The following is a 2,811-nucleotide window of genomic DNA, read 5'->3' as shown; positions in this document are numbered from 1 at the left end:
CGGAGCCGAGGCCAGAGGAGAGCGAGGAACGCCGCGGCTGCGGCCGCATCCAGTCCCCATGTCCTGGGGTCGCCGAGCACGTCGCCCACGAGCGCCCCGACGAGGGTGGTGATGTTCCACCCGACGAAGATGCCGATCCCGGTCACCCAGAAGCCGACCCGCCGCAGCCGAGGATCACCCTGCGAGATCGCCACGGCCGTCGACTCGTCGATCGTGAAGTGCGCAGCTGCGGCCTTGCGAGCCGGTCCGCCCCCGATGATGGGTGACATCCGCATGGCGTAGGCGACGTTGCGGACACCGAGGAGCGCAGCCGAGGCGATCGCGGAAGGCAGTGCCGACAATCCCCCAGCGGTGAAGACGCCGACGAAGGCGAACTGGGACCCCCCGGTGAACATCAGCAGACTCAGCACACAGGTCTGCCAGACGTCGAGCCCCGACGCCACGGCGAGCGCGCCGAAAGAGACCCCGTACGCACTGGTCGCCAGCACCACGCCGAGTGCCTCACGCCAGACCTCACGCTCCGCGGTCATCGCGCCGCCCAAGAGCTGCCGTTCGCTTCAGTGAACACATGGTCATAATTCTGAACACGTTCTGCGGCATAGTCAAGCGAACGATCGTTTGACATGATGAACGTATGGAGGAACTTCGTACGCGCATCGCCCGCACCCTGCGCCGGGAACGTGAGGCGGCGAGCCTGTCGGTGTCCGAACTCGCTCGACGGGCCGGGGTCTCCAAAGCGACGGTGTCCCAGCTCGAGAGCGGCTCGGGCAACCCCAGCGTCGAGACGCTGTGGGCCCTCGGCGTCGCACTGGGGGTGCCGTTCGCCGTGCTCGTCGACCAGCAGTCCAACGCACCGAAGCTGATCCGCGCAGACGATCTGTCCGGGGTGCCGTCCTCCGCTGCCGCCTACAGCGCGACCCTGCTGTCTGCGAGCCCGCCCGGCGCACGCCGCGACGTCTACCTGATCCAGGCCGAGCCGGGCGACGCACGCCGGTCGGATCCCCATCACCCCGGGACGATCGAGCACGTGGTCCTGATGGCCGGCCAGGCGCGCATCGGCCCGGCGGAGAATCCCGTCCTCCTAGACCCCGGCGACTACCTGACCTACGCCGGCGATGCGCCCCATGTCTTCGAGGCGACCGTGGCGGGCACCAGAGCCGTGCTCATCTCGGAGCTGCGCTGAGCCTCACTCCCCTCCCGAGACCGGCGACGGATCGGGGATCTCGTGCGGCCGATACTGCGGTAGCCGGGAAGCCGGAAGGATCGCGAGCGCGCTGATCCCCGCCAGCAGAAGGAGTCCGAGCTTGAGAGTGCCCAGGCGCGACTCCTCGTTCACCACCACCGCGGCGTCGATCTGCTCGGGCGTCGCGTCCGTCGCCTCGAGCGCGGCGCGCAGATCGTCGTTGCTGATGAAGTTGATGTTGTCCATGTCGACCTGGGCGACGAGGGACGGCGGCAGCTCGGGATGCTCGACGACCGCACGACCGACGCTGAGGCCGAGGAGGGACACCAGCAGCGCTCCGGCCAGCGCGGTGCCCACCGCCGAAGCGAGGTTCTGCGTGGTGCCTCGCAGCGACCCCACATCCCCCGCGAGCTCGGCCGGAGCCGCCGTCACCAACACGTTGAACACCAGGGTCACCAGCGCCCCCTGCCCGATGCCGAAGACGATCAGGCCCAGGATCGTCGGGATCGTCTCCCAGTTGTTGTTGACCACGAACGACAGCCACACCAGGGCCGCCGTGGTGAGGATGAACCCGACGACGCCGATCGTGCGCGGTGGGAACCGCTTGTACAGCCGCACCACGAGGGTGGCGGTGACGAAGACCGTCAAGTTGAACGGCATCATGGCCATCGAGGTGTCGAACGGCGTCCTCCCCTGCACGATCTGGATGTAGAGCGGGATCGTGAAGTTCACGCACGCTTCCAGCGCCACCACGATGAACATCGCGTACACGGCGGCGCGCTCGCGAGAGGATCCGAGGACGCTCAGGTCGATCAGGGGCACCTTTCCCTCCGCCATCCGCTTCCTCGTCCACAGGAAGAACGCCTGGCCGAGCACGAGGCCGACCACGATGAACACGGGGGCCGGCGAGAGGCCGAGCACCGCGAAGGGGGCATCGGCCGTCGCCGCCACGGCACCCCACGAGTTCAGGTTGTTGAACCCGAGGGTCAGCAGCACGATCGCCGCGCCGATGAGCAACGAGGCGACGAGGTCGATGCGGATCGACGCGTCGCCGCGATCCCCCCGCAGGGTGAAGCTCAGGGCGAACACCACCACGGCGATGCCGAGCACGATGAAGAACATCGGTCGCCAGCCCACCAACGTGCCCAGCGTCCCTCCGATCAGGAAGGCGCTGACGCCCGAGATCGCGCGCGCCGAACCGATGGCGCCGATGGCGGTCGCCTGCTGAGGCCCCCGGTAGTTCTCGGCGATGAGAGCGACGATCGACGGCACGATGATCGCGGCAGCCGCCCCGGCCACGGCCTGCCCCGCGATGGCCCACCACACGGTGGGAGCGAGGATCATCATGATCGACGAACCGGCGAACAACGCGATCACGATCCGGAAGATCACGACCCAGCCGATCCGCTGCCCGAGCTTCGCGCCGGTCATCACGAGCGCCGCGACGGCGAGGCCGTACATGACGATGGTCGTGCTCGCGACCGTCGGCGGCACTCCGAACTCGCTCACCATGCCCCCGAGCGAGATCGGCAGCGCGGCGACGTTGAACGACATCAGCACCTGCGCGAGGAAGAGGCTGACCATCGGCAGCCACGAGGTCTTGATCGGGGTCTGCGGTGCGGGGATCT

Annotated in this window: 3 protein-coding genes; 1 reads left to right on the top strand and 2 read right to left on the bottom strand. The window is 68.3% G+C overall.

Annotated elements, in window-relative coordinates; all coding sequences use genetic code 11:
* Positions 1-530 (bottom strand): AzlC family ABC transporter permease (locus tag DSP71_RS17315; protein WP_258546517.1); only part of this gene is annotated, 530 nt, incomplete at its 3' end.
* 104 nt (positions 531-634) lie between these two features.
* Between DSP71_RS17315 and DSP71_RS17310 the strand changes: the two genes are divergently transcribed.
* Entirely contained in the window at positions 635-1,183 is a 549-nt protein-coding gene (locus tag DSP71_RS17310; RefSeq protein ID WP_046749572.1) for a helix-turn-helix domain-containing protein, read from the top strand.
* 3 nt (positions 1,184-1,186) lie between these two features.
* Here the strand turns inward: DSP71_RS17310 and DSP71_RS17305 are convergent, their stop codons facing one another.
* Positions 1,187-2,809, bottom strand: coding sequence for an MFS transporter (locus DSP71_RS17305; RefSeq protein WP_113681687.1), 1,623 nt, complete (start codon positions 2,807-2,809; stop codon positions 1,187-1,189).
* Between the last annotated feature and the right edge of the window lie 2 nt (positions 2,810-2,811).

The sequence above is a fragment of the Microbacterium sp. H6 genome (genome assembly GCF_003314775.1).
Taxonomy (GTDB): domain Bacteria; phylum Actinomycetota; class Actinomycetes; order Actinomycetales; family Microbacteriaceae; genus Microbacterium; species Microbacterium oxydans.
This window is presented reverse-complemented; position numbering and strand designations above follow the sequence as displayed.